The organism is Bacillus sp. FSL M8-0277 (genome assembly GCF_037975305.1).
Classification (GTDB): Bacteria; Bacillota; Bacilli; order Bacillales; family Bacillaceae; genus Bacillus; species Bacillus pumilus.
In genome coordinates this window covers 3112538-3138826 of the sequence record NZ_CP150255.1, presented here as the reverse complement: position 1 = coordinate 3138826, position 26289 = coordinate 3112538, and the positions used below count along the sequence as shown (strand labels likewise).

The following is a 26289-nucleotide window of genomic DNA, read 5'->3' as shown; positions in this document are numbered from 1 at the left end:
GATGGCTATGGAACGAATAGAGGTGAAAGGTGCTAGAGCCCACAACCTTAAAAATATTGATGTGAATATCCCGCGTGACCAGCTAGTGGTCATCACGGGTTTATCTGGTTCAGGAAAATCGTCTCTTGCCTTTGATACCATTTATGCAGAGGGTCAGCGCAGGTACGTTGAATCTCTTTCAGCGTATGCGCGCCAATTTCTCGGTCAAATGGATAAACCGGATGTAGATGCCATTGAAGGTCTTTCTCCGGCGATTAGTATTGATCAGAAGACGACGAGCCGGAACCCTAGATCAACAGTTGGAACCGTTACTGAAATCTACGATTATTTACGACTCTTGTATGCTCGAGTTGGGAAACCTATTTGTCCGATACATGGGATTGAAATTACGTCCCAAACGATTGAGCAGATGACAGATCGTATTTTAGAATATCCAGAAAGAACGAAATTGCAAGTGCTTGCGCCGGTCGTATCTGGCCGCAAGGGAACACATGTTAAAGTACTTGATCAAATTCGAAAGCAAGGCTATGTGCGAGTAAGAGTCGATGGAGAGATGGAAGATCTATCAGAAGAGATCGAGCTTGAAAAGAACAAGAAGCATTCCATTGAAGTCGTGATTGACCGAATCGTGGTGAAGGAGGGCGTTGCGGCTCGGCTGTCTGACTCCCTTGAAACGGCGCTGCGACTAGGTGAAGGCCGTGTGATGATTGACGTGATTGGACAAGAAGAGCTGTTATTCAGTGAACATCATGCCTGTCCGCACTGCGGATTTTCTATTGGTGAGCTTGAGCCGAGAATGTTTTCATTTAATAGTCCTTTTGGTGCATGTCCGAGCTGTGATGGGCTTGGCTCTAAACTAGAAGTTGACCCTGAGCTTGTCATTCCTAATAAGGATTTGACATTACGACAGCATGCCATTGCCCCTTGGGAGCCGCAGAGCTCACAATACTACCCTCAGCTTCTTGAGGCAGTATGTACACATTACGGCATCGACATGGACATTCCAGTGAAAGATATACCGTCGCATTTATTCGATAAAATTTTATATGGCAGCGGCTCTGAACGGATTTATTTCAAATATGAAAATGATTTTGGTCAGGTACGTGAAAATGAAATTGAATTTGAAGGTGTTCTTCGTAACATTGAACGACGCTATAAAGAAACCAGCTCTGATTATATTCGTGAGCAAATGGAAAAATATATGGCGAACCAGCCATGTCCGACATGTAAAGGATATCGTCTGAAAAAAGAGACGCTTGCGGTTCTGATCAATGGCAAACATATTGGAGAAATCACTGATTTGTCTGTCTCTGATGCCCTTGATTTATATGGTGAAATCGAGTTGTCTGAGAAAGATTTGCAGATTGCTCAGCTCATTTTACGTGAAATCAAAGAGCGCTTGTCCTTCTTAAATAATGTGGGATTAGATTACCTCACATTGAGCCGCTCGGCTGGCACACTATCCGGAGGAGAGGCGCAGCGGATTCGTCTGGCGACTCAAATCGGGTCAAGGCTGACAGGTGTTCTTTATATATTAGATGAACCATCTATTGGTCTGCATCAGCGTGATAATGACCGATTGATCGGGACATTGAAAAACATGCGCGATATCGGGAATACCCTCATTGTCGTAGAGCATGATGAAGATACGATGCTAGCCGCTGATTATTTGATTGATATTGGACCTGGAGCAGGAGTTCATGGAGGAAAAGTGATTTCAGCTGGAACGCCGGAAGAAGTCATGAAGGACAAGAAATCTTTAACAGGACAATATTTATCTGGAGAGAAATTTATCCCGCTGCCGATCGAAAGAAGAAAGCCTGACGGCCGCTATATTGAGATCAAAGGTGCAAAAGAAAACAACCTGAAAAACGTCAATGCGAAGTTCCCTCTAGGCGTCTTTACAGCTGTGACTGGGGTGTCTGGTTCAGGGAAAAGTACGCTTGTGAATGAAATTCTATTAAAATCACTTGCGCAAAAACTGCACAGAGCGAAGGCGAAGCCAGGACAGCACAAAGAAATCAAAGGAATGGATCATTTAGATAAGGTGATTGATATTGATCAATCTCCAATCGGCCGTACGCCAAGATCCAACCCTGCCACGTATACAGGTGTATTTGACGATGTGCGGGATGTGTTTGCACAAACCAATGAAGCAAAGGTACGAGGGTATAAAAAAGGGAGATTCAGCTTTAACGTCAAAGGTGGACGCTGTGAGGCATGTCGCGGAGATGGCATCATTAAAATCGAAATGCACTTTTTACCTGATGTGTATGTGCCTTGTGAGGTGTGCCACGGGAAACGGTATAACCGCGAGACACTTGAGGTCACATATAAAGGGAAGAACATTGCTGATGTGCTTGAAATGACCGTGGAGGACGCACTCCAATTTTTCGAGAACATCCCGAAAATTAAGCGGAAGCTTCAAACGATTTTTGATGTTGGACTAGGGTACATTACACTTGGACAGCCTGCGACGACATTGTCCGGGGGAGAGGCCCAGCGTGTGAAATTGGCATCTGAGCTTCACCGCCGTTCAAACGGAAGGTCTCTTTATATTTTAGACGAGCCGACAACAGGTCTGCATGTGGATGATATTGCCCGTTTATTAAAAGTGCTTCAGCGTTTGGTCGAAAACGGAGATACGGTGCTAGTGATTGAGCATAACCTTGATATTATCAAGGCTGCTGATTACCTCGTTGATCTCGGACCAGAGGGCGGTGCTGGCGGCGGAACGATCATTGCCTCTGGGACTCCTGAGCAAATTGCAAAAGAAAAAGCTTCTTACACTGGTCGATACTTAAAGCCTATTTTAGAGCGTGACCGTAAACGAATGAAACAGTTGGTCAAAGAAACAGAAAGTGTGACTTCATCATAAAAAAACCCCTCGTTAGGGACTGACCCCGTAAGATGAGACAAATAAAAAACACCTTCAAGTTTGAAAATGGATCGTTGTGATCCGAAATAAAACATGGAGGTGTTTTTTCTATGGGGACAAGAGTGAGTTATCCGGTTGAAGTCAAACAGAAGGCTGTAGAAATGAGATTGGCAGGCGTACCTATGAAAGAGATCATGCAGAAATTGAATATCAAGAATAAGACGCAGGTTCAGACATGGGTGAGGTGGCATAAGGCTGGGGATACACACCGGTTCGAACAGCCTGTTGGAAAACAATATACCTATGGAAAGGGTCCCGAGTACTCTTCCGAATTAGAGAGACTGCAGGCAGAAAATCGCTATTTGAGTCAACAGAATGAAGTGTTAAAAAAGTACAACGAATTGGAAAGGAAGTTGATAAGGAAACGTCAATCAAACTGGTAGAAGAATTTCACAAAACGATGACGGTACAGGACATCTGTGTCCATTTAGGCATCTTACGTACTTCGTATTATAGATGGAAAAAGGATCTGACTCAGAATCATTCTAAAAGACAACTAGAGAAACAGGTCGGCACGTTGTGCCGAAAGCACAAATATCGATATGGTTATCGAAAAATCACAGCCATACTAAAAATGAGAATGCGTATTAACCATAAAACTGTTCAACGTATCATGCAGAAAAACCAGTGGCAATGCCGGGTTAAAATGAAAAAGCGTAAGAAGAATGGGCAGCCCTATGCCGTGGCCGGTAACATACTGGATCGGAACTTTCAGTCTGATCGCCCTCTTGAAAAACTAGTAACGGACATCACGTATTTGCCTTATGGACAGAAACAATTGTACCTTTCCAGTATATTGGATTTATATAATGGAGAAGTGATTGCTTTTACGATTGGTGATAAGCAGGACACAGACTTTATCTTAAACACACTTAATCAGCTCCCAGCACTGCCTGAGAATTGCGTGTTACATAGCGATCAAGGTTCTGTATATACATCTTACGAGTATCAGAAAGCTGTTCATATAAAAGGCATTACCATGAGCATGTCCCGTAAAGGGACGCCCGCTGATAATGCCTCCATCGAATCGTTTCATTCCTCACTAAAGTCTGAAACGTTCTATCTTAACAGGATTGACCGCACTACGACCAGCATCGTAGAACGCACTGTCAAAGAATACATTTATTATTATAACAACATTCGTATTCAAACGAAACTAAACAACCAATCACCGATAAACTATCGGCAATTGGCTGTATAAAGGTGTTTTGATCCCTGTCTCAAAAACGGGGGTCAGTCCCTTAAGAGGGGTTTTCTTTTATTGCGCATCTTCCTTTGGCATTAAATGACTGAGCTGCGTTAAATCCTTTAAAATATGCGTGCTGCTGCTGTCGAGCAGTACTTTTAAATAACGGATATCACCATACTGTGGATGAGACGGATGAATGGTCTCAAGCTCCCTGATCATATCGCTGTTCATGCTTTTTTGTTTCTGTATAAGGTCTAAAAGCGTTTGAGCCGTGTGGTTAGTATTATGATGATCTGTCAAAATAATTACCCCCTATAATGATAATCACCATCTTTTCAACATATTTTAAAGGGTAATCCGTGAAGAATCTACACTTAGGTGCAAAAAGATGTAATTTGTGTCTAAGGTCATATGTAAATTGAATGATTTTGAAACTTTTGATACGCAATAAACGTATGAGTTAGAAAGGAATTTTCATCATGAAGGAGCGAATATATATGAATAGAGATCAGTCGATCATTGCATCAATTTGTTATTTCAGTGTATTTTTTATGCCGTTTATTGTACCGATCGTGGCATATTTTGTAGTCGACCAAAAGGAACCGAAACGGCACGCGTTGCGAGCATTATGGTCACATGTTTTGCCAGTCGCAGCGTGCGTGTTGCTGGTTTTTGGGTCTATCCCATTTTTATTGTCGACACAGGCAAGTGACTCACTTATGCCAGTGATCACGATGCTCATCTTGTCCTTTTTAGTCGCTATTGGCTTTTTGATCTCTGTCATTTGGAATATCATTCAAGGTATTAAAGTACTTCAATCCATCAAATCGTAGGAGGGGCTTTGTATGAATGAAAAAGAACGCATTTTAAAATTAGTAGAAGACGGGACATTATCTGCAAAAGAAGCGATTACGCTGCTTGAAAAATTGGAGGAAAATCCATCTGTTTCATTAGAAAAATCAACGGTTGATCACACCTTTCATGAAGAAAAAGCAGGCACGGAGAGCAAAGGAACTGGTACAGAAAATCTTGGTGCAAAGCTGTTTGGGTGGTTAGATTCTGCGGTGAAAAAGGTGAAAGACGTAGATCTTGATTTGAACTTTGGACAGTCGGTCGACGTTGAGCACATTTTTCAGTTCAAAGACGCCTCACTTTCTCATTTAGATATTCAATTGGCGAACGGCAGTCTCAATGTGATGCCTTGGGACGATGGCGACATTCGAGCAGAATGCCATGCGAAAATCTACCGTGCAGAAGACGGAGAGCAGGCAAGGCAGCAATTTCTCAATCAATTGGACTGCGGCCTCGAAGGGGATAAATTTTTTATCCGGACCGAAAAGAAGACAATGAAAGTCAATGTCACTTTATATGTGCCATGTATCCAATACGATAAAATCAAGGTTAAGCTGTTTAATGGTCCGATCCGCGGGGAAAAGCTAAAGACAAAAGAACTTACTGCGAAAACCACCAATGGTGTTGTCTCTTTTGCCTCTTTACAGGCGGAAAAGGTTGGAATTGAAACAGCAAACGGACAAATTAAACTGGCGGATCACGAGTGTGGTATGATTGAAGTAGAAACCATTAATGGGCTTATTGACCTGCGCGGGAAAAGTGAGTCAATTGATGCCCAAAGCTTTAACGGAAACATTGCTGTTCAGCTGTCGGATGAGAAGTGCCGTTCCATTTATGCGAAAACGACAACAGGCAGTGTGGACGTCCAGATCCCGCGTGCTTGTGCAGTGACCGCTGAGCTGAAAAGCAATCTTGGGTCTATTTCTCACGATTTGCTTGATGCAGAGATGATTAAAGAGAAAAATGAGACATTACAAAAAGAGAAAATGATCAAAGCCAACCAACAGGCAGTGAACAGTATATCCATTTTTGCAGAAACAAAAACAGGTTCAATACAAGTAAAGCACCAATCAGACAAGGAGTGATTCTACATGAAGAAGCTTTATCGTTCAGCAACAGATAAAAAAATAGCGGGTGTTGTTGGTGGACTTGCCGAATACTTAAGGGTCGATGCATCTCTGCTTCGCATATTAACGGTCATCATCGGATTTATGACAGCATTTATGCCGATTTTCTTGGTCTACTTCATCTGGTATTTTGTTGTTCCGGAAGAAGGCACTAACTAAATGCTTAGATGGATCGTCAGTATTTTAGTCAATGCATTACTTTTAATCGTCATTGCTGGATATTTTGATTCAGGCATTCTGCCAGGGCTTGGGAGCGTGTATATTGAAGGGTTTGGCGCAGCCATTGTGGCAAGTATCATTTTATCCTTGCTCAATATTTTAGTGAAGCCGTTTTTGATCATTTTAACGCTTCCAGTAACCGTTCTTACACTAGGATTGTTCTTATTTGTGATTAATGCCATCACACTTATGATGACATCAAGTTTTATGGGCGATAGTTTTAATATTGATGGGTTTGGAACGGCCATTTGGATGGCTGTCATCTTATCCATTTTCCATCTGTTGATACAAAAAGGAATTGTGGAGCCGTTAGCGAAAAAAAGCTAACGGTTTTTTTTTGACCCATTTTGTATCGATTCTCCGTTTCATCTGACATAAAAACTTCCTTCAGGAGACACAATATCCGAAGGGAGGCGGTGCACGATGGTGAACGTGAGCAGACAAATCATGCTTTTATGTTTTTTTATCATTCTTTTTTGTTTCAATCAGCCTGCTTCAGCAGGGCCTTTTATTCAAACACAGGTCAATATACCGGACAAGCCTTTTTCTCCTTTTATCTTTGATCCCTTTCATGTGGATGTCCGTCCAGTTCTAGGGGAAAAAAGCCGTGATCTCCAGTTTCGTGCGTCGATTACGGATCCGGAACAAATTTTGTCTGCGAACTTGTATTATAAACAAAGTGATGAGCTAGGGTACCGTTTGATCCCAATGGAACGGCTGCCAGGTATGAAGCCAGAATTTACCGCGAAAATTCCGCCAGATCAATTATGGAATTCAACCGTTCGTTACTATACAGAGTTTCTTACGCAAAAGTCCGTGATCAAAACGGCAGAACAATCTGTCCACTTAAATGGATTTGAAGAGGATCTTTCGCGCATTCCGGACTTAGTCATCACAGAAATTGTTGTCAATTCAAAAAATCGCAAAGGCAAAGATGCATTTGAATTTATTGAGGTATATAACACAACACATGAGCCTATCTCTCTTAAACATTATCAGCTTCGCTACCGCAATCCTGCACAAGGAACCGAAATGGATGATGTGTATTCCTTTCACACAAATCCAGTCACTCTTTCACCTGGAAAACCGTATGTTTTCTGGCTGAGGAAAAAAGGGCAGGAGCATTTAACTGTAGCGGACTTCAATGCCATGTACAAAAGTCAATTAAAAGAGGGAGAGCATGTATCTGTCATCGAAAGCAAAGGGCTTTCCAACTCTAAATCTCGTCTTGTTTCCATTACAACGAATATAGGGGAGGAGATTTCTTCAGCAGCATTTCGCTTAAAGCCTTCATGGTTTAGTGAGCATAAATCTTTGCTGTTCAAATATCCAATGGACGGTACTTCGCAAATGAAGCTAATCTCGAAAATTGAAGAAGAGCCTACGCCTGGCAAAGTGCTAAAAGCACAAATTCCATCTGAGAAAAAAGAAATTTCTCAAGATATCCATAAACCTGTGATTGAAGATATGACAGTGAGGAAACCAGTGAAACCAACTGAAAGCATAGAGATTAAAGCAGATGTACAGGATGATCAGGTCGTCAAAACCGTCAAGCTTCGCTATCGAACAAATCGGAAAGATGATTTTAAGGAAATACTGCTTCAAAAAGATCATAACGACCGATTATTTCATCATATTATTTACTCACCTGAGTTGATTGGTAAAGAACAATTGGAATATCAGCTTGAAGCGTCAGACGGTGAAAATACAGCAATGACGATGAAAAAAATGATTGATGTGGAGCAAGTTAGCAAAGCTCATGGCCTTCGATTCAATGTAGAAGAAGGAGATACGGTTTCAGGATTATATCCATTAAAAGCAACGTCTGATCAGAAAAAAAGCATTGAAATATTGATAGATGGAAAGCGGAATCAGCCAGTGTTTTCTGCCCTTGAAGCAGATCCATATATTGCATTTGATGTCAAAGGGACAAATTTATATTTTAAAAATGGTGTGTCCATAGGTAAGCACTTACTTTCTATTTTTGATGATTCGACAAAAGTGTATCGTACCTATACAATGCCAATACCAGAAGCAGAGATGAAAAAAGCAGGTCTCCAATCGATTTCCTTCCATGCAGGAACAAAATCTTCTCCAGTTGATCGGTTGCCTGGTGAGAATCACGATGATTTTGAACTAAAAAACGTCCGGATGATTTTATCGAATGGAACTCAAATTCCTCCAATCAATGCAAAGCCGGAAAAAGAATGGAGAATGGGAGACAGCGGTAACGCCAAAAAGGTCAGAACATTTCAATTTGAAATACCAAAAGAAGCTTATGTTTCAACGTTTATGAAGTGGGATACAAGAAGGTTGAAAGAGGGGCCGCACCTGATTGAGGCCAAAACATCAGACGAGCATGCATCTGTACATGTGATGGTTGATAATACGGGTCCAAAAATTAAAACCAACGTCCAAACAAAGGATCCATATAAAGGAGCTTTTACGTTAAAAGCAAAGGTAACGGATCGTTGGAGTAGCATAGAAGAGATGAAAGCATATGTAGATGGCAAGTCAATTTCCTTGCCATACCAGACGTCCTCTAGCGAATTAAACCCGGGGGAGCACACGTTGACAATTAAAGCAAAGGATGCAGCGGGAAACATGTCAACGTTGAAAAAGGAATTCAAGACGGTACATGAACACCCTGAGCCACCAGAGCGTGTAGCAGATAAGACGAAAATGAAATCGTCAAAGCAAACTGTGCTCACCAAGGACCCAACGAATGATAAGCTGGATTATTCCTTTTACCGTGCGTATCAATATACATCGTTGCATCCATCAATGAACATTTTGAAATATGCAGCGGAGACAGAACCGCCAAAGAGCTTTAACGAAAAAGGAGAAATGATCTTTTCTCATGAAGAAAGGAATCGCATTGCATTTGCTGATGGTAAGTCAGTTGAAACGAAGGATTTACATCGTTTTCCCTATCATCGTTTTCAAATCAAGGTTCATCAAGATGTACGTGAAAAGGATGTCGTCGAGGCGATGTGGAAAGGGAGTTCATTGACAGGGAGAAAGGTGACCATGTATGCATGGAATCATCAGCAAGAAAAGTGGGATAAAATCACTCATCATTTTGCTAAGGATCAAAAGGAATTTTACCTGAAAGGACTGCTGTCCGTCAGACAGTATATGAAAAATTATACGTTTGATTTGCTTGTACAGGATGAAATCAGTAAAGCGCAAAAGCCATATAAGATGGTTTGGATGTCTGACACACAATATTATGCAAAGAGCTATCCTCATATCTTTAAACAAATGGTCGAGTGGATCAGAGACCAGAGAGGAAAGTTAAACATTCAATATGTGTTCCATACAGGTGACATTGTGGATGATTCAAAAGATAAACAATGGCAACGAGCCGATACGTTTATGCGCGTGTTAGATGAGCATCAGATTCCTTATGGTGTTTTAGCAGGAAATCATGATGTTCGACATAAGGACGGTTTTTATGCGGAATATGGGAAATATTTCGGTGAGAAACGCTTTGCAAATAAACCGTACTATGGTGAATCCTATCAAAACAATCGAGGTCATTATGATCTCATCTCTGCCGGTGGCAATGATTATATGATGGTATACATGGGCTGGGGGATTAAGCAAGATGAAATTGATTGGTTGAACCGTGTGATTTCTGAGCATCCAGACCGTATCGTCATTTTAAATTTCCATGAGTATTTGTTGGTCAGTGGCAACCGCAGTCCGATTGGCGACCTCATCTTCCACCAGGTAGTGAAACGCCATCCCAATATAGTGGCGGTATTTAGCGGTCACTATCACGGAGCGAGCAGGAAAGTAGATGAGCTTGACGATGACAAGGATGGTAAAGTAGACCGGAAAGTATATCAAATACTCGCCGATTATCAGTCAGGGCCTGAAGGTGGACAAGGGTTTATGCGATTGATAACAGCCGATCAAGAAAAAAACCAGCTTCATTTTACGACATACTCACCTTACATGAATCAAGAGCATTTCTACGATCCTAAAACGTATGGAGATCAGGATGAATTTTCAATCGATGTGGATTTGACGCCGAAAATGAAATCTGTCAAAACCAACTATTTTGAACTCAATGTGTACACAAATGTTTTGTTAGGAGAGGCGCGCGGCGTAAAAAGCGGCAAAAAAGCAAGCTTTGAGTGGAAAGGCTTAAAGCCAAACGAAGACTATTATTGGTACACCGTAGCAAAAGATCGTTTTCAAGGAAAAGCGATTTCACCGATATGGAAAATTCATACAAAAAATGATCGTGAAGAAACATTTCTTAGGAAATAAAAACAGTGCTCCTTTTATAAGGGCACTGTTTATCTTTCCATTGTATGAATGAGCTTGTAACGATCTCCTCTATAAACGGAAAGAACATATTCAAACGGAATATCATTCTGAAAATAAGTCGTTCTTGCGATTGAGAGCACGGGATCGCCTGTTGAAATAGACAGCACGTGTGCTTCTTCATTTGAAGCCACATTCGCTTCAAGCTCTTGTTTTGCATGAGCAATTGTAAGGCCTGTTTGAGTCTCTATATATTCATATATAGAGCCAGTTAAATGTTCCCTTGTTAAATCTCCTGCAAATGCTTCAGGGATATAGCTCGTTTCAATCGCCATCGGTTCATCATTTGCGAGGCGTATCCGTTTGAGTTCAAATATAGCATCGCCATTTGACAGTTGTAAGACAGGCAGCAAGTGATCTGGACAGACGGTTTTTGTGAAATCAATCAGCTGGCTTGAAGCTTTAAGACCACGCTGACGCATATCCTCTGTAAAGCTTGTTAAGCCTTGAAGCGGCTGTTCAAATTTTTTTCGGCTCACAAAGGTGCCTTTTCCTTTTTGTCGATACAAATATCCTTCATTCACAAGGTTCGATAAGGCTTGTCTGACAGTCATTCGACTTATACCAAAGCGTTCGGCATATTCTCTTTCAGAAGGAATGAGTGTATCAGGTGCTAATGTTCCATCCTCAATCTGTTTTTTCAAGTTCTCCATAATCTGATGGTACATCGGAATAGGTGACTGCTTATCAATAAACATGTGAAAATCCTCTCGTGTTTAGCTTTAGCGTAGTGACCCAGCTTCTCGATCAATCAAAATCGTCACATCTTCATGAAGTTTCAGAGAAGATGCTGGGAAGTCTGGATGTATCTCAGTCTGTTCTAAATATTGTATCACTTTCGCTTTTGATTTTCCTGATGCAAGAAGGAGAATCTTTTTACTAGAAAGAATGCTCGCAATGCCCATGGTGATGGCATGTGTAGGCACTTCATCAATAGAAGAAAAGTATCTTGCATTGGCCTGCCGGGTATTTTCATCTAGTTGCACGACATGAGTCTTTGAGTTAAACGGAGTACCGGGCTCGTTAAAACCAATATGTCCATTTTGACCGATTCCAAGAAGCTGAAGATCGATGCCGCCTATGTCTTGAATGAGCTGATCATATCTTAAGCATTCCTTTTCTAAATCAGGTGTAGCGCCATTTGGAAGGAAATACTGATCCTGTGGAAGATCAATATGATCAAATAAATGACGTTTCATATAGGTCATATAACTATTTTCATGATCTGGATCAAGGCCTGCATATTCATCTAAATTGACTGTTTTTGTTTGTTTGAAAGACAATTGTTGTGATTGATGAAGGTGAATTAACTCTTGATACGTATCAAGAGGTGTACCGCCCGTTGCCAGGCCGAGTACGGCATCTGGTTTAGAAGCGATTGTGCGCGCGATCAGGGCTGCTGCTTCTTTTCCTAATTGTTCTTTATTTTCAAATTCAATGATGTTCATTAGTGGTTGGCCTCCTTTTTCTCAAAGACGATTTGTCCATGGCAGATCGTCATCATTAGTTCACCAGACTCATCCCAGATCACAAGGTCTGCTTGTTTTCCAACTTCAATCGAACCAAGCTGCTGATCAAGTCCTAGCTGAATGGCTGCATTAGTTGAGGTCATCTTTGCGATCTCTGTCCATTCGCAATGTGTGATCTGTTTCATCCGTTTGACGCCATCTTTCATTCGCAGAATAGATCCTGCAAGTGTACCATCTGCCAGTAAAGCTTGTTCGCCGCTCACTGTGACTGTTTGACCCCCAAATTCATACGTGCCATTTCCAAGTCCTTTTGCGCGCATCGAGTCTGTGATCATCATTAAACGATCACTTCCTTTTGCCAAATACGCAAGCTTGATGGAAAGTGGGTGGGAGTGTATCCCATCCGTAATCAGCTCAGTATGGAGATCCTCGTTTGTAAGAGCCGCTCCTACAGCGTTTGGTTCACGATGCTGAAACGAACTCAGTGCATTATAAAGATGCGTGACATGGCGTGCACCATGCTTTGCTGCTAATTCAATCATGTCATGATGGGCATTCGTATGTCCAATAGAAGGAATAATGTTTTTTTCTTGCAACAAGGAAAGAAAAGCAAAATCAGGGTCTTCCTCAGGTGCGAACGTGACAATTCGAATAAGCCGTTCAGAAGCATCCAACCATTTTTCAAAAAGAGGGCGATCGGGCTGCTGTATCCATTGAACAGGCTGTGCCCCTGCTTTATCTTTAGAAATAAAAGGACCTTCAAGATGGATACCTAAACATTGTGCCTGAACGCCTGCTTGTTCTTCATTGTATTGTTTCCACTTGGCGACATTTTTAAGTGCTTGCTCTATCTCATGATGGTTTTGAGTGATGGTTGTGGCTAAAAAACTTGTCGTTCCTTCTGACGGTAAGTGGTCAGCGAGTGTATTCATGGCTTCTGATGTCGCATCCATCATATCTGCTCCATATCCGCCATGGATGTGAATATCAATCATTCCGGGAAGTAGATAAAAGTTTTCCCGGGAAATATATACTTTTTCATAATTTCCTGTCGGTGGTGTTGTTGAAATATAGTCAATCTTGCCGTCGCGTAAACCGACAAAACCGTTTGCAATCATTTCAGTCTTTGTCACAATATGAATATTGGAGAGCAATAAAGAGCTGCTCATGATTGTGCCCCCTTTAGTCATTGTCTTTGACTTAGTTTACCCTTTTTAAGTATAGTTGTCTATACCAGTAAATGAACTGAAACAGGATCAGGATAAAATACTGTTTTGGGATCATCATTGAAAGTGATAAAATAGAGCTGTATTTCTGAATCGCCTGTGATAAAAGGAGGAAGAAGCGTGCCGAAAGTTCGTACGAAGGACATAATGGAACAATTTCATCTTGAACTGGTAAGTGGGGAAGAAGGGATTAATCGTCCCATTACAATCAGTGATCTTTCCAGACCAGGTATTGAAATGGCTGGTTATTTTACATATTACCCAAAAGAAAGAGTTCAACTTTTAGGGAAAACAGAGCTTTCTTTTTTTGAACAGCTCCCAGAACGCGAACGAAAGCAGAGAATGATGTCTCTTTGTACTGATATTACCCCTGCAATTATTTTGTCACGAGATCGTGAAGTGCCAAAGGAATTAATTGAAGCTTCAAATGAAAATGGCGTACCTGTGTTACGTTCAAGTCTAAAAACGACAAGACTTTCGAGTCGTTTGACCAACTTTTTAGAAAGCAAGCTTGCACCTACGACCGCGATTCATGGCGTACTTGTTGATGTATATGGTGTAGGTGTATTGTTAATTGGAAAAAGCGGAGTAGGAAAAAGTGAAACAGCCTTAGAATTAGTGAAGAGAGGACACAGGCTGGTCGCAGATGATTGCGTGGAAATCCGTCAAGAGGATCAGGATACGCTAGTCGGAAGCGCACCAGAGCTGATTGAACATCTTTTAGAAATCCGCGGGTTAGGCATCATTAATGTGATGACCTTATTTGGAGCTGGGGCTGTCAGAAGCTATAAGAGAATTACGATTGTCATGAACCTTGAGCTTTGGGAACAAGGCAAGCAGTACGATCGTTTAGGACTTGAAGAAGAGAAGATGCGAATCATCGATACAGATGTACCGAAGCTGACCATTCCTGTCCGCCCTGGTCGAAACTTAGCGGTTATCATTGAGGTGGCTGCGATGAACTTCAGGTTAAAACGCATGGGACATAATGCGGCGGAACAATTTACAAGTAAACTAGCCGATGTCATTGAAGACAATGGCCAAGATGAATAGGAGTTGTCTATATGAACGAAGCGATTCAGCCAATTGATCCGATTGCTTTTCAGCTCGGACCTCTTTCGGTTCATTGGTATGGTGTGATCATTGGGGTCGGAGCCTTACTAGGACTCTGGCTCGCACTGAGAGAATGTGAGAAAAGAGGAATCAATAAAGATACGTTTATTGATTTAATCTTATTTGCCATTCCAATAGCGATTATTTGTGCACGAATTTATTATGTATCCTTCGAATGGGATTACTATCAGCAGCACCCAAATGAAATCATTAAGATTTGGCATGGCGGAATTGCCATCCATGGCGGGCTGATAGGTGCTGTGCTGACAGCGATCGTCTTCACAAAAGTGAAAAAGGTGTCCTTCTGGAAAATAGCCGATGTAGCAGCACCTAGTATTTTACTAGCGCAGGCCATTGGACGCTGGGGGAACTTTATTAATCAGGAAGCGCATGGTGAGGCTGTTTCAAGAGCCTTTTTAGAGAACTTGCATTTGCCTGAGTTTATCATTAATCAAATGTATATTGATGGGACGTATTATCACCCAACGTTCTTATACGAATCATTATGGAATCTTGCCGGTGTTGTGATCTTGATTTTATTACGTAGAACAGCGATGCGCAGAGGCGAAATCTTCTTGTCTTATTTAATTTGGTATTCAATCGGTCGTTTCTTCATAGAAGGTATGAGAACGGACAGTTTGATGCTGACAGAACACCTTCGAATCGCTCAAATGATTTCGATTGCCATTTTTGTAGTGGCTGTTCTGCTGCTGATCTTTAGAAGAATAAAAGGTCACGCATCGATCCCGTATAAAGAGAACAACTCATCGAATTAAAGCAGGGGGGATCAGAAGGATGCAGGAGACATGGAAAAACGGCTTAAAAGCAGGGCTATCGACAACTTGGACACTTGGAAAAGTCATCTTTCCGGTTACCATTCTCGTCAGTATCTTGCAGCATACGCCTGTTATGGATTGGATCATTCAATTCATACGGCCATTTATGGGATTGTTTGGTCTTTCAGGAGAAGCAGCCATTCCGCTTGTGTTAGGAAATGTGCTGAACTTGTATGCGGGCATAGCGGCCATTTTGACTTTAGATCTTCCTGTGAAGGAAGTGTTTATTTTGGCCGTGATGCTGTCCTTTTGTCACAACCTGATCATCGAATCGACTGTGGCAGCAAAAGTTGGACTGAGAGTGTCTGTCATTTTGCTGGTCAGAATCAGTCTTGCTGTTGTTTCGGCTATTGTCATTCATCTCGTTTGGCAGGGAGGCCAGGAGCCGGCACAATATGGACTGCTGACAGCAGCCCAAACGGCTGATGTGCCTTCCAGCTGGTACATGATCGTCCTTGTCGCTTTACAAAAAGCCGTACTCGGTGTGCTCCAGCTCGCCTGTATCGTCATCCCTCTCATGATCATCATTCAATTCATGAGAGATTTAGGATGGCTCCATACGCTGTCTAAGTGGCTGTCTCCATTTACGAGAATGCTTGGAATGAAAGAAAATACGTCGATGACGATGGTCGCTGGGTTAACCATTGGTCTAGCATACGGAGCTGGCGTGATGATGAAGGCAGTGGAAGAGGACGGCGTGAGTAAAAAGGATTTAACCCTTGCTTTCATTTTCCTTGTTGCCTGCCATGCAGTAGTCGAAGACACGCTGATATTTATTCCACTTGGGATTCCTGTGTGGCCGCTTCTTGTCATCCGTCTGATATCTGCTATTTTATTAACAGCTGCCATTAGCTATATTTGGCGAAAGCGCGAGCTCGCAGTTGTTAGAAAGGAAGCCATATGAACGAATCAACTGTTAACACCGTGCTATTTGATTTAGATGGCACATTAATCAATACGAATGAATTAATTATTGCTTCATTTCAACATACGCTTGATCATTATTACCCTGGTCAGTACAGCCGTGAAGAGATCCTCCATTTCATTGGTCCGTCATTATTTGATACATTCTCTGCGATGGACCCTAATCTAACGGATGACATGATTCAGATGTACCGTACGTTTAATCATGAACAGCATGATCTGCTCGTGACTGAATATGAGACTGTTATAGATACATTGAAGGTTTTGCAGGATCGAGGATTTAAGCTTGGAATTGTCACAACAAAGATACGTGACACAGTGTTAATGGGATTGAAGCTGACCGGTTTAGAGCCATTCTTTGAGGTGATTGTGACGCTCGATGATGTCCAAAATGAGAAGCCGCATCCGGAGCCAGTCCAGCTGGCATTATCCAAGCTTGGCAGTGATCCACATGAAGCGGTGATGGTCGGCGATAATTATCACGATATTTTGTCTGGTCAAGCGGCAGGGACAAAAACAGCAGGTGTTGCTTGGTCAATTAAGGGAGAAGAGGCCCTTTTAAAGCATCGCCCTGATTTTATGCTAAAGAAAATGAGTGATCTTCTGGCGATTGTTGGAGCTGATTGAGTTGAGAAAAACAGATCGATATCCTGTAAAAGGGGTCAATTCGTTACGACAAGTCTATCGGACGGTCCCCTTTTTCAAAGTGGTGAAAAACTTTATTTTCATTCAAATCGCACGGTACACGCCTTTTATGGGAATGAAAAATTGGATATACCGAACCTTTCTTCGTATGAAGGTTGGCGAAGATACAGCGTTTGCCTTAATGGTCATGGTGGATCTCATGTTTCCTGAGAAAATCACGGTCGGTCGAAATTCGGTGATTGGCTATAACACAACCATTTTGACCCATGAGTATTTGATTAAAGAATACAGACTTGGGGAAGTCTATATTGGGGATGAAGTCTTAATTGGAGCCAATTCCACCATTTTACCTGGTGTGACCATTGGGGATGGGGCGATCGTGTCGGCTGGTACACTTGTTCATAAGGATGTTCCAGCAGGCTCATTTGTTGGAGGAAATCCAATGCGCATGATTTATACGAAAGAAGAAATGAATGCACGTCAATCTACGTCTGCTGAGTAGCTCGGCAGACTTTTTTGTTGACAATATGTTATGGTGTAACTATAATGATTACAACAGAGGTGAGAAAACATGAAAATCAGCAGCAGATTTACTGTCGCTGTCCATATTCTGGCCTTGCTATCACTTGAAAAAGGATCATTACAGACATCGGAGGATATCGCGGGAAGTGTAAATACAAACCCAGTGGTCATCCGCCGTATTATGAGTAAATTAAAAAAAGCAGGCCTAATCTCAACGAGTCTTGGCAAAGGCGGTTCTCAGCTGAACCGCAGTGAAGACGATATCACGCTGCTTGATGTGTATAAAGCGGTTGAGGTGGTGGATGAGGGCGAATTGTTTCAAATCCATGAAAGCCCAAATCCTGACTGTCCGATCGGTGCAAATATCCAGGCTGTGCTTGAGTTAATCTTGTGCCGCGCTCAAAGTGCGATGGAGCAAGTGCTTGCTGAGATCAAATTAAGTGAACTAACGCAGGTGTTAATCAAAAAAATTGGATGATCTATTCAATTTTTTTTACCTCTGTTGTAACTAAATCGGTTACACCTTTATTTATTAAATAAAATCATTTTACAGGAGGAATTCATATGAAAATCGGCATTATTGGCGCTACAGGTAAAGCAGGACAGGAAATTGTAAAAGAGGCTCAATCAAGAGGACATGAGGTAACAGCCATCGTTCGAGATGCGAAAAAAGTGACAGATTCATCCGTAGCTGTTATTGAGAAGGATGTGTTTCATTTACAAGCAGAAGACATCAAAGGCCTTGATGTCTTCGTCAATGCATTTGGCGCACCTGCTGGACAAGAGCACCTTCACGTAGAGGCAGGGAAAAAGCTGATTGATATTTTGAAAGAGGTACCCGGTACCCGTTTAATCGTTGTGGGCGGAGCGGGCAGTCTTTTTGTTGATGAAGCCAAAACAACAAGACTTGTTGATACACCGGAATTTCCAAAGGAGTATGTGCCTACTGCTTCACAGCAAGGTGAAAACTTAAAAGACCTTCAACAAACCGTAGGATTAAAATGGACTTTCCTCAGCCCTGCTGCATTCTTTGATCCAGCTGGCAAACGCACAGGTTCTTATGTGAAAGGGAAAGACCAACTGATTGTCAATTCTAAAGGTGACAGCTATGTGAGCTATGCCGACTACGCCATTGCGCTTGTCGATGAAATTGAGCAGGCTGCCCATGTTGGAGAACGTTTTACCGTTGTATCTGAAGCAGAATAAGCGATTCGTTGCCGCTAAAAACGATGAGTGAGGAGTTTAACGATCAAGAATTATCTCTCATTTTTATTAAAAAAGGTTGAATGCTTCAGTGTAGGCGGAGGAGTAATGACAGCTGAAAAGCTTGAGAACAGTCTGAAGGAAATACTATCATCATGAAAAACCCATCCTCTATTCGGATAGAGGATGGGTTTTCATGTTTTCAAAGAGAAATTGTTCTATGCTTTAATGATAATCGCCTGCCTGCCCATCTGTTCCCAAGAATCTTCAAACTGGTCGCGATCGACTTTTTGATTCTTTTCTCCGTATGGGTTATTTAAGTAGACATGCTCCTTGTCATAGCCTGTGATGATCACGCTATGCATATTAAAGCTTACATCTATTTTGCCATTTGGTGTATTCCATGTTTCGATGTTATCTATTTTGTCAAAGGTGGATGTGGTAATCACCCAAACAGGATACCCTTTTTCAAGTGATTGATAGATGGCCTTTTTGACAGGTTTTCCGCTTAAGTCGACGACTTGAGCGCCCGCATATTTTTTCGCAAGCTGATAAATAGGTTCATGGTATACACCGAGACCTGGTCCATTCTCCATATCGCCTACAAACCCGTCATGTGGGTCTCCTTTTAAGCCATTTTCATAATTGAGTGGAACACGTTTAATTTCATTTGCCAATGTGTCTTTCGTCACTTGCTTGTAGCCGCTGTAATGAAGAAGCATCGCTAAGCTTGTGACTTCGCATCCATTATAAAGCTTTGGGGCATCCATTTGATTGTAAAGGATGACGTCCATGGCTTTTTTGCTTCCTTTTAAGGAAGAATAGGTGGTGTCTGTTTTTTTCGTTGATCGTGTTTCTTCAGCTGCGAGTGCCGTATCATTTTCTTTTTCTTTGGCTGCTTCGTGTGGTGAAGCTGTTTTCTTGACTTGGTCGATTTGTGTCACGTATATAAAGCCGAAATAAACAAGGCATGCGCACAACAAAGTTAAGATTAATGTCTGAATGAACTTCATTGTAATCTCCTGTGTTAATCAATATTTTTAAGTATTATAGCACGTTCTTTTATCAAACATGTAGAAAAGAGATAGGTGTCACTTGAATGTAATAATTCCACAAATTTTTCATGAAAATAGAGAGAAAATAAAAATGATTGATTTAATTACTTTATTTTGTTAGCATATTATCATATTAGCGAACTAAAGGATTCGGAATTTTTTGTTTTAATGTGTTGGAGGTGCAGAAGAACATGTTTATGTTTGAGAAACCATATGGTATGCGGGATTCATTACCAGGATTGTATGAGACGAAGAAAAAAGTGAGACATTCCTTAACAGAGGTCATGAACGGTTGGGGTTACCGGTTGATGGAGACACCAACGCTTGAATTTTACGATACAGTCGGTGTTCAATCGGCGATTACAGATACACAGCTCTTTAAGCTTTTAGATCAGAACGGGCAAACCCTTGTACTCAGACCTGATATGACGGGACCTATTGCGAGAGTGGCAGCATCAAAGCTTCATGAACAGGCGTATCCGCTTCGCGTTGGGTATGCGGCCAATGTGTTCCGGGCACAGGAAAGAGAAGGCGGAAGGCCATCAGAATTTGAGCAGGTCGGAATTGAGTTAATTGGAGACGGTTCGATTAGTGCAGATGCTGAAGTGATCGCGCTTGTCGTATTCGCATTAAAAAATGCTGGGCTCAAATCCTTCAAAATCGCGATTGGGCATGTCGCTTTAGCAGAGACGTTATTTGTAGATGTACTGGGAAATACAGAGCGTGCAAACGTTCTTCGCCAATTTTTATATGAAAAGAATTATGTAGGGTACCGTCAGCATTTGAAGCAATTGCCACTCTCCTCCATCGATAAAACGAGGCTGTTACAGCTTTTAGAGTTAAGAGGCGGCCAGGAAGTCACAGAGCGGGCAGAGGAAATCGTCGTTTCACAAGAAGGAAAAGAGGTGCTTACGCAGTTAAAGTCGCTTTGGGAGACACTTGAAGATTACGGCTGTACAGAATATATCCGTCTAGATTTAAGCATGGTGAGTCATATGAGCTACTACACGGGTATTTTGTTTGAAGTATTTGCAGATCATGTTGGGTCAGTCATCGGAAGTGGCGGCAGATATGACCAATTGCTTGCTCATTTTGATGCACCTGCACCAGCTACAGGATTCGGACTTCGATTAGACCGTCTGCTTGAAGCACTTGATGCAAAAGAAATCAATGAGCCGCAGGAGGCAGTGATTTTTAGTAAAGAACAACGGCTGGAGGCTTTTGCTTTTGCAGAAAAGGAGCGGTCAAAAGGGAAAAAGATCGTGCTGCAAGACTTAGCAGGGATTGAAAATATTGACGCGATGACCAAGGCATTTGAGCAGGTGACTTATTTTATCGGCGCTAGAAAGGGAGAACAAAATGGGTAAAGTGTTGACGATGGCGATGCCAAAGGGCCGAATATTTGAAGAAGCCGCAGGGCTGTTAAGGCAGGCAGGATATCAACTGCCAGAGGAATTCGAGGATTCAAGAAAGTTAATCATCGATGTACCGGAAGAAAACCTCCGCTTTATTTTAGCGAAGCCAATGGATGTGACGACTTATGTAGAGCACGGTGTAGCAGATGTTGGCATTGCAGGAAAGGATGTCATGCTCGAAGAAGCTCGTGATGTGTACGAGGTGCTTGATTTAAACATCAGTAAATGCCATTTAGCGGTTGCCGGATTGCCGGGAGCCAGCTGGGGCGGTGTCGCGCCGCGTGTGGCAACAAAGTACCCAAATGTTGCATCTTCCTATTTTAGAGAGCAAGGGGAGCAGGTGGAGATCATTAAGCTGAATGGTTCCATTGAATTAGCACCGCTCATCGGACTCGCCGATCGTATTGTAGACATTGTCTCTACAGGTCAAACACTCAAGGAAAACGGACTTGTTGAAACGGAGCATATTTGTGATATTACATCACGGTTTATTGTCAATCCTGTGAGCTATCGGATGAAGGATGCGGTGATCGATGAAATGGCGCAGCGCCTTGCAAGAATCATTGAAGGGGAGGAAACATCATGAACATCACCTATATACAAGAAGGTGAGACAGAGACACTCTCGCTCAAACGGACTTTAGATACAGGCACGGAAGAGCAGCGCCTGGCTGTTCAGCGGATTATACAAGAAGTGAGGCTAAATGGTGATCAAGCGGTACAGTCTTTTACAAAGCAATTTGATGGGGTGCTGCTTGAAGATCCGCTTGTCACAGATGAGGAAATGACAAAAGCCTCCGAACGTTTGGACCCAGCCATGATTCATGTGATCCAAACGGCTATCCGTCATATTCGCACATACCATGAGCGTCAGCTGACATCCTCTTGGTTTTATCACCAGCAGGATGGCTCGATGCTCGGACAAAAGGTGACACCACTTGAGGCAGTTGGTGTGTATGTCCCCGGCGGAACAGCTGCTTATCCATCATCTGTTTTGATGAATGTGATTCCCGCGCTTGTCGCTGGTGTTCAGCGAATTGTCCTTGTGACACCCCCAGGGAAAAACGGCTACCTCTCTGACGCTGTACTCGTTGCTGCGAAGGAGCTCGGTATTACAGAGATGTATAAAATGGGCGGTGCACAGGCGATTGCGGCACTTGCCTATGGAACAGAAAGCATCCAGCCTGTTGATAAAATCACAGGTCCAGGCAACATCTATGTCGCACTGGCAAAGCGGGAAGTATTTGGTCAGGTAGACATTGATATGATTGCCGGTCCTAGTGAAATTGCGGTTCTAGCAGATGACACGGCCATAGCACATGAGGTGGCGGCCGATTTACTTTCTCAGGCAGAGCATGATGCGCTGGCATCTAGTATTTTGGTGACCCCGTCTAAGACACTTGCGGAAAATGTGCGAGCTGAGGTGCAAGCGCAGCTGGACACCTTGCCAAGAAAATCAATCGCTGCACAATCCATACAACATCATGGCCGTATATACGTGACAGATTCCATGGATCGTGCAGTAGACGTCGTCAATCAGTTAGCGCCAGAGCATTTAGAGGTGCTGACAGCATATCCAGAATCATTTCTTGGTCAAATCAAGCATGCAGGGGCGATTTTTTTAGGGCGTTATAGCCCTGAGCCGGTGGGAGATTATTTTGCAGGACCGAATCACGTGCTGCCAACCAACGGAACAGCCAGATTTTCTAGCCCGCTTGGTGTGACGGATTTTCAAAAGAAAACAAGCATTATTTCATATAGTCAAGAAGCCTTTGAGACACACAGGGATAGCATTGCGGCTTTTGCTAGGTTAGAGGGGCTCGAAGCACATGCAAGGTCGATTGAATCGAGAAAGCGGGGAGAATCGTCATGAGACAGGCGGAAACAGCGAGACAAACAAATGAAACGAATATTTCGTTATCGTTAGAGATTGATGGGGAAGGAAAAGCGGATATTCAAACAGATGTCCCTTTTATGACACACATGCTCGATCTATTTACGAAGCATGGACACTTTAATTTGACCGTCGATGCGAAAGGAGATACAGATGTTGATGATCACCACACAACAGAAGATATCGGCATCGTGCTTGGGCAAATGTTTAAGGAAGCGTTAGGTGATAAAAAGGGAATCAAGCGATATGGCTCCAGTTTTGTTCCAATGGATGAAACGCTTGCTCAGGTCGTGGTCGATTTAAGCAATCGTCCTCATTTAGAAATGAGAGCGGCCTTTCCAAGTCAAAAGGTCGGTACCTTTGATACAGAGCTCGTACATGAGTTTCTTTGGAAGTTTGCGTTAGAAGCTCGTATAAATCTTCATGTAATTGTTCACTATGGAACCAATACACACCATATAATTGAAGCTATTTTTAAAGCAATGGCACGTGCTTTAGATGAAGCAACAACCATTGATCCACGTGTGAAAGGGATTCCTTCAACAAAGGGGATGCTCTAATGATCGGAGTCATTGATTACGGAATGGGAAATTTGTTCAGCGTATCAAAAGCACTGGAACGAGCAGGTGCCAGTTATATCGTCTCCTCTGATGTGGAGGAGCTCAAAAAGGCAGATGCTTATATTTTGCCTGGGGTCGGTTCGTTTCGTGATGCGATGCAGCTGTTAAAACAGACAGGGCTTGAGGCGTTTATCCACCAAGTAGTGCAGGAAGGAAAGCTGCTATTTGGCATTTGTCTTGGGATGCAGCTGTTATTTGAAGAAAGTGAAGAGGCAGGGCGTACGAAAGGTTTGGGGCTGCTAAAAGGGCGTGTCGTTCTTCTAAAGGATCGTGACCAGGGTGGGCAAAGGCTGAAGGTGCCTCATATGGGGTGGAATGAGCTCACATTTCATCAGCCCTCCCCATTGTTTGACGGGGTACCGGAAGGATTTGCGTACTTTGTTCACTCTTATTATGTGAGGGATATGAATCCAGAAGAGCAATTAGCAAGCGCAGACTATGGCGTTCAAGTACCAGCAGTTGTTGGTAAGGGAAATGTGCTAGGCGCACAGTTTCACCCTGAAAAAAGCAGTACAACGGGCATGGCGCTGCTCAAACAATTTATTCAATTAGCAAACGAACAGAGGGTGAACAAATGAGTGAATTTACATTGTATCCAGCAATTGATATGAGAAATGGCAAATGTGTACGGCTCGTGCAAGGAGATTATGATCAAGAAACCATTTATGGAGATTCGCCGCTCGATATGGCGACGCGATTTGCAAATGAAGGAGCAAAGTGGATTCATCTCGTTGACCTAGATGGTGCGAAAGCGGGGAATCGCGTGAATCATGAGCATGTGCTGGCGATTGCTTCATCCTTAGATGTAAATGTACAAATTGGCGGCGGCATTCGGACAGAAGAAGACGTTGCCTTTTATATAAACAATGGTGTAGCTAGAGTCATCCTTGGCAGCTCGGCTGTTTCTAACCCTGCCTTTGTGAAAAAAATGCTTGCGCAATATGGGGAGAAAATAGCGATTGGCATCGATGCGCGAAATGGCTTTGTATCGACTGAGGGGTGGCTTGAAACGTCGAAAGTGAAGGCGGAGGATCTCGGCAAAGAATTGGCAAAGGAAGGCGCGGAGGTCTTTATTTTCACAGATATTCAAATGGACGGCATGCTGGCTGGTCCCAATGTGGAAAGTACAGTTCGCTTAGCAGAAGCTACTGGCAAACAAGTTATTGCCTCAGGCGGTATCAGTTCGGTAGCCGATCTCCAAAAGCTGTCAGCACAAAAACAGTCAGGCGTTTCTGGTGCGATCATTGGAAAGGCACTTTATACGGAGCGGTTTACTTTAGCTGAAGCAATTGAAGGGCTTGACCGCGTATGATGACAAAACGAATCATCCCATGTCTCGATGTGAAGGAAGGTCGTGTGGTTAAAGGGGTGCAATTTCTCGGCTTAAAGGATGCTGGTGATCCGGTAGAATTAGCGCAGATATATGATGAGGAAGGGGCGGATGAACTCGTCTTTCTTGATATTTCTGCCTCTCATGAAGGCCGGAAAACGATGGTGGATGTGGTCAAGCAAGTGGCGTCCACTCTTGCCATCCCTTTTACGGTAGGCGGCGGAATTAATCACCTTGATGACATGAAGCGCATATTAAGAGCGGGTGCAGACAAAGTATCTGTAAATACAGCGGCAGTTTTAAGACCAGAACTCATTTCAGAAGGTGCCGATTTTTTTGGTTCCCAGTGCATCGTCGTCGCAATAGATGCAAAGTACGATGAAGAGAAAAAAGCGTACATGGTTTATACACACGGAGGGCGTCGTCAAACGGATATAGAGGTTAGCGATTGGGCAAAAGAAGCCGTGCTGAGGGGGGCAGGAGAGATTTTGCTGACAAGTATGGATGCCGACGGTGAGAAAAAGGGCTTTGATCATCAATTAACAAAGCTTGTGTCAGAAGCTGTCACCGCACCTGTCATTGCTTCAGGAGGCGCTGGCAATGCTCAGCATATGTTGGAGGCATTTACAAAAGGAGAAGCGGATGCAGCTTTAGCAGCTTCCATTTTTCATTATAAAGAGACTTCAATTCAAGAGGTAAAGACATACTTGAGAGAACACGGGGTGAAGGTCAGATGAAACAGGCAAACGAATTATCCTTTAATGAGGCAGGCCTGATACCTGCGATTGTACAGGATGCTCAAAGTAAGGAAGTATTGACATTGGCGTATATGAATCAAGAATCCTATGAAAAAACACTAGAAACAGGAGAAACATGGTTTTACAGCCGGTCAAGAAACGAGCTTTGGCACAAAGGCGCCACATCTGGACATACTCAGCGAGTCACATCCATTCGATATGACTGTGACAAGGATGCTCTGCTTGTTCTTGTCACACCAAGTGGACCAGCTTGCCACACTGGCAGCTATAGCTGCTTTTCGGAAGAAGGCGTGAAGCGTCAAACGGAAGAGCAGGATCGTTTTGCCATTTTAAATGAACTTGAACAGGTGATTGCGAAACGTCAGGCAGAAATGCCAGAAGGCGCTTATACAACCTATCTATTTGAAAAAGGGGTCGATAAAATCCTGAAAAAGGTAGGGGAAGAAGCGTCAGAGGTCATCATTGCGGCGAAAAACCGGGATCAAGAAGAATTGAAATGGGAAACAGCTGATCTTCTGTATCACCTGCTTGTGTTATTACGTGAACAGCAATTGCCGCTTGATGATGTATTAAAAGTATTAAAAAAACGTCATCAAAGTGAGTAAAAAGCCGGGGGC

General features: G+C 42.8%; 27 protein-coding genes. 22 read left to right on the top strand and 5 right to left on the bottom strand.

The window, feature by feature from the left end:
• Position 1 precedes the first annotated feature (1 nt).
• Positions 2–2878 carry an excinuclease ABC subunit UvrA gene (gene uvrA / locus MKZ05_RS15960; protein ID WP_253622123.1) on the top strand — a complete coding sequence of 959 codons (2877 nt, stop codon included), beginning with the start codon at positions 2–4 and terminating at the stop codon, positions 2876–2878.
• Positions 2879–2988: 110 nt separating this feature from the next.
• Positions 2989–4139, top strand: a protein-coding gene (locus MKZ05_RS15955) for an IS3 family transposase (RefSeq protein WP_339160451.1) whose coding sequence is annotated in 2 segments (ribosomal slippage) — positions 2989–3262 and positions 3262–4139 — 1152 coding nt in all. Because the reading frame shifts where the segments join, the coding sequence is not laid out codon by codon here.
• 57 nt (positions 4140–4196) lie between these two features.
• On the opposite strand, the gene MKZ05_RS15950 is transcribed toward MKZ05_RS15955, so the two are convergent.
• Positions 4197–4427: a hypothetical protein gene (locus tag MKZ05_RS15950; protein ID WP_003213489.1), complete on the bottom strand. Its 231-nt coding sequence runs from the start codon at positions 4425–4427 to the stop codon at positions 4197–4199.
• Between the two features lie 197 nt (positions 4428–4624).
• Between MKZ05_RS15950 and MKZ05_RS15945 the strand changes: the two genes are divergently transcribed.
• The 5 genes from MKZ05_RS15945 (at position 4625) to MKZ05_RS15925 (ending at position 10606) form a co-directional block, all read left to right on the top strand.
• Positions 4625–4960 (top strand): hypothetical protein, encoded by a 336-nt coding sequence (locus tag MKZ05_RS15945; RefSeq protein ID WP_012011387.1) that lies wholly within the window; start codon positions 4625–4627, stop codon positions 4958–4960.
• A 12-nt stretch (positions 4961–4972) separates the two neighbouring features.
• On the top strand, positions 4973–6064 hold the full coding sequence (locus MKZ05_RS15940; RefSeq protein ID WP_253622124.1) for a DUF4097 domain-containing protein: 1092 nt from the start codon (positions 4973–4975) through the stop codon (positions 6062–6064).
• A gap of 6 nt (positions 6065–6070) precedes the next feature.
• Complete coding sequence (locus MKZ05_RS15935; RefSeq protein WP_003213763.1) at positions 6071–6265, top strand: PspC domain-containing protein; 195 nt, start codon at positions 6071–6073, stop codon at positions 6263–6265.
• Complete coding sequence (locus MKZ05_RS15930) at positions 6266–6652, top strand: phage holin family protein (RefSeq protein ID WP_003213568.1); 387 nt, start codon at positions 6266–6268, stop codon at positions 6650–6652. It begins immediately after the preceding gene.
• Positions 6653–6748: 96 nt separating this feature from the next.
• A complete protein-coding gene (locus MKZ05_RS15925) occupies positions 6749–10606 on the top strand; it encodes a metallophosphoesterase (RefSeq protein WP_253622125.1) in 3858 nt (1285 codons plus the stop codon).
• 29 nt (positions 10607–10635) lie between these two features.
• On the opposite strand, the gene MKZ05_RS15920 is transcribed toward MKZ05_RS15925, so the two are convergent.
• The 3 genes from MKZ05_RS15920 to nagA are packed head-to-tail and all read right to left on the bottom strand — an operon-like array spanning position 10636 to position 13301.
• Positions 10636–11361, bottom strand: coding sequence for a GntR family transcriptional regulator (locus tag MKZ05_RS15920; protein ID WP_050944292.1), 726 nt, complete (start codon positions 11359–11361; stop codon positions 10636–10638).
• A 24-nt stretch (positions 11362–11385) separates the two neighbouring features.
• Complete coding sequence (nagB, locus tag MKZ05_RS15915; protein WP_339160542.1) at positions 11386–12111, bottom strand: glucosamine-6-phosphate deaminase; 726 nt, start codon at positions 12109–12111, stop codon at positions 11386–11388.
• Positions 12111–13301 (bottom strand): N-acetylglucosamine-6-phosphate deacetylase, encoded by a 1191-nt coding sequence (nagA, locus tag MKZ05_RS15910; protein WP_310025452.1) that lies wholly within the window; start codon positions 13299–13301, stop codon positions 12111–12113. Before nagA ends, nagB begins: the two co-directional genes overlap by 1 nt.
• 177 nt (positions 13302–13478) lie before the next feature.
• Here nagA and hprK point away from each other — a divergent pair, with 177 nt between their 5' ends.
• The 7 genes from hprK to MKZ05_RS15875 all read left to right on the top strand — a co-directional run bounded on the left by hprK (position 13479) and on the right by MKZ05_RS15875 (position 18604).
• Positions 13479–14411, top strand: coding sequence for an HPr(Ser) kinase/phosphatase (gene hprK, locus MKZ05_RS15905; protein ID WP_003212943.1), 933 nt, complete (start codon positions 13479–13481; stop codon positions 14409–14411).
• Positions 14412–14422: 11 nt separating this feature from the next.
• A complete protein-coding gene (gene lgt / locus MKZ05_RS15900; RefSeq protein ID WP_050944287.1) occupies positions 14423–15247 on the top strand; it encodes a prolipoprotein diacylglyceryl transferase in 825 nt (274 codons plus the stop codon).
• A gap of 19 nt (positions 15248–15266) precedes the next feature.
• Positions 15267–16211, top strand: a complete 945-nt coding sequence (locus MKZ05_RS15895) for a nucleoside recognition domain-containing protein (protein ID WP_003213258.1) — start codon at positions 15267–15269, stop codon at positions 16209–16211.
• Positions 16208–16858: a pyrophosphatase PpaX gene (gene ppaX / locus MKZ05_RS15890; protein ID WP_050944282.1), complete on the top strand. Its 651-nt coding sequence runs from the start codon at positions 16208–16210 to the stop codon at positions 16856–16858. The genes MKZ05_RS15895 and ppaX overlap by 4 nt, the downstream gene beginning before the upstream one ends.
• Position 16859: 1 nt before the next feature.
• Positions 16860–17378 (top strand): acyltransferase, encoded by a 519-nt coding sequence (locus MKZ05_RS15885; protein ID WP_003213425.1) that lies wholly within the window; start codon positions 16860–16862, stop codon positions 17376–17378.
• A gap of 69 nt (positions 17379–17447) precedes the next feature.
• Complete coding sequence (locus MKZ05_RS15880) at positions 17448–17876, top strand: Rrf2 family transcriptional regulator (protein ID WP_003213266.1); 429 nt, start codon at positions 17448–17450, stop codon at positions 17874–17876.
• A gap of 86 nt (positions 17877–17962) precedes the next feature.
• Positions 17963–18604 (top strand): NAD(P)-dependent oxidoreductase, encoded by a 642-nt coding sequence (locus MKZ05_RS15875; protein WP_339160540.1) that lies wholly within the window; start codon positions 17963–17965, stop codon positions 18602–18604.
• A 215-nt stretch (positions 18605–18819) separates the two neighbouring features.
• Here MKZ05_RS15875 and MKZ05_RS15870 read toward each other — a convergent pair whose 3' ends face one another.
• A complete protein-coding gene (locus MKZ05_RS15870; RefSeq protein ID WP_339160538.1) occupies positions 18820–19614 on the bottom strand; it encodes a C39 family peptidase in 795 nt (264 codons plus the stop codon).
• A gap of 233 nt (positions 19615–19847) precedes the next feature.
• Between MKZ05_RS15870 and MKZ05_RS15865 the strand changes: the two genes are divergently transcribed.
• Genes MKZ05_RS15865 through hisIE form a run of 8 tightly spaced genes read left to right on the top strand, consistent with a single transcriptional unit; the run spans position 19848 to position 26277 of the window.
• Positions 19848–21023 carry an ATP phosphoribosyltransferase regulatory subunit gene (locus tag MKZ05_RS15865; protein ID WP_339160536.1) on the top strand — a complete coding sequence of 392 codons (1176 nt, stop codon included), beginning with the start codon at positions 19848–19850 and terminating at the stop codon, positions 21021–21023.
• Positions 21016–21657, top strand: a complete 642-nt coding sequence (gene hisG, locus MKZ05_RS15860; protein ID WP_003213329.1) for an ATP phosphoribosyltransferase — start codon at positions 21016–21018, stop codon at positions 21655–21657. Before MKZ05_RS15865 ends, hisG begins: the two co-directional genes overlap by 8 nt.
• A complete protein-coding gene (gene hisD, locus MKZ05_RS15855; RefSeq protein ID WP_335365199.1) occupies positions 21654–22943 on the top strand; it encodes a histidinol dehydrogenase in 1290 nt (429 codons plus the stop codon). Before hisG ends, hisD begins: the two co-directional genes overlap by 4 nt.
• Entirely contained in the window at positions 22940–23524 is a 585-nt protein-coding gene (gene hisB / locus MKZ05_RS15850; RefSeq protein WP_113387401.1) for an imidazoleglycerol-phosphate dehydratase HisB, read from the top strand. Before hisD ends, hisB begins: the two co-directional genes overlap by 4 nt.
• The gene (gene hisH, locus MKZ05_RS15845; protein ID WP_339160533.1) at positions 23524–24162 is read left to right on the top strand and encodes an imidazole glycerol phosphate synthase subunit HisH; all 639 of its coding nucleotides are present in this window, start codon (positions 23524–23526) and stop codon (positions 24160–24162) included. The genes hisB and hisH overlap by 1 nt, the downstream gene beginning before the upstream one ends.
• Positions 24159–24896 carry a 1-(5-phosphoribosyl)-5-[(5-phosphoribosylamino)methylideneamino]imidazole-4-carboxamide isomerase gene (hisA, locus tag MKZ05_RS15840; RefSeq protein WP_106029367.1) on the top strand — a complete coding sequence of 246 codons (738 nt, stop codon included), beginning with the start codon at positions 24159–24161 and terminating at the stop codon, positions 24894–24896. The genes hisH and hisA overlap by 4 nt, the downstream gene beginning before the upstream one ends.
• A complete protein-coding gene (gene hisF / locus MKZ05_RS15835) occupies positions 24893–25651 on the top strand; it encodes an imidazole glycerol phosphate synthase subunit HisF (RefSeq protein ID WP_339160532.1) in 759 nt (252 codons plus the stop codon). Before hisA ends, hisF begins: the two co-directional genes overlap by 4 nt.
• A complete protein-coding gene (gene hisIE / locus MKZ05_RS15830; protein ID WP_339160530.1) occupies positions 25648–26277 on the top strand; it encodes a bifunctional phosphoribosyl-AMP cyclohydrolase/phosphoribosyl-ATP diphosphatase HisIE in 630 nt (209 codons plus the stop codon). The genes hisF and hisIE overlap by 4 nt, the downstream gene beginning before the upstream one ends.
• Positions 26278–26289 lie beyond the last annotated feature (12 nt).